This is a genomic window from Novosphingobium sp. 11B, from assembly GCF_054589055.1.
In genome coordinates this window covers 8,919-10,317 of sequence record NZ_BAAILP010000254.1, presented here as the reverse complement: position 1 = coordinate 10,317, position 1,399 = coordinate 8,919, and the positions used below count along the sequence as shown (strand labels likewise).

General features: G+C 71.1%; 1 protein-coding gene. It reads right to left on the bottom strand.

Features of this window, described 5'->3' with window-relative positions:
- Positions 1-102: 102 nt before the first annotated feature.
- On the bottom strand, positions 103-1,338 hold the full coding sequence (locus ACYPYD_RS22705) for a murein hydrolase activator EnvC family protein (RefSeq protein ID WP_459665680.1): 1,236 nt from the start codon (positions 1,336-1,338) through the stop codon (positions 103-105).
- Between the last annotated feature and the right edge of the window lie 61 nt (positions 1,339-1,399).

Below are 1,399 nucleotides of genomic sequence, written 5' to 3'. Positions count from 1 at the left end.
ATCCAGGGCAATCTCGCGTCGCCCTGGATTGCTTCGCTTCGCTCGCAATGACGAATCCTCCCGCGCACAAGGCTACGATCAGCCCTGATGCGGGACGACGCCTTACAATGCCCGGATATACTGCAGCGGATTGACCGGCGCTCCGCCCTGCCGCAGCTCGACCATCACGCGCGGATCGCCCGGCCCGGTCACGCCGATGGGAGACCCGGCGACCACTTGCGCACCCACTGCCACGTCCAGCCGCGCCAGGCCCGTGACAAGCGAGGTCCAGCCGCCGTCGTTCTCGATGATGACGATGCTCTGGAAGCCGCGATACGGCCCGGCGAAAGCCACTCGCCCCGGCGCCGGAGAGACCGCCTGCGCATGCGCGCGCGGGGCCATGACCAGCCCGTTGGAGCGCGCCTGCCCCGGCGCATCCTCGCCGAATCCGGTCACCAGTCGCCCGGTCACCGGCAGCATGTAGCTGGACAATCCCTCGGGCAGCGGCGTGAACTGCCCGGCGCCGATGACTTGCGCATCCTCCGGCCGGGCGGGCCGCATGATCGGCCCCGGCAGCGCCGCGAGGCTCGCCCGCAGTTCCCCTTGCCGACCGACCTGCACCACCAGATCGCCCAGATCGCGCGCCTTCTCCGCCAGCGCCAATGCCCGGTCGCTTTCCCGCGCGGCAATGCCGCTGGCCTCGCGCCCGGCCAGCCGCTGGCGCGATTCGATGGCGGCGAGTTGCCCGCGTCGCTCGCGCATCTGTGCCTGCGCCTGCGAGAGCCCGGCCGCAGCGGCCTTGGCCTGCTGCTCCAGCGCGCGCCCACGCTCGATCGCTATCCGCAGGCCCGCCGTGCGCGCCTCCACCTCGGGCAGCATCGTGTCGAGTAATGCCCGCATGTAAACCGCATCGCGCACCGATCCCGGCCGCAGCAGGGCCAGCAACGGAGGCCGCCGCGACAGCCGCTGCAATGACCCGGTGAGTCGCGCCAGAGGCCCCTGCTTCTGCGCCAACTGCGCCCTCAGGCCCTGCCGCTGCGAAGCGATCAGCCGGATCTGCGCGCGCTGCACGGCGATCTGCGCATCGGTTTCCTGAATCCGCGCGGCGATAGCGGCGGCCTCACGCGCAGTGGTTTCGGCCTGCTCGGTGACTTCGCGGGCACGTGCCTCCAGCTTTTCCGCCCGCTTGCGAGCCGCTGCACCTTCGCGCCGGGCGGCGATCATGTCCGCCTGCGCCTGCCGCGCATCGACCGCCGGGTCGAGCACCGCAAGCCCGCCCTGCTGCGTCAGCGCCTGCGTGGCAAACGCGACGGAGCCGAGCGCGGCGACGGTCAGGAGAATGCGGTGGGCGGGCTTCACGGCGTCGTGTTAGGACAGCCGGAGTCAGGCGGGAAGAGACGAAATGCGCCTTTATCCTCCC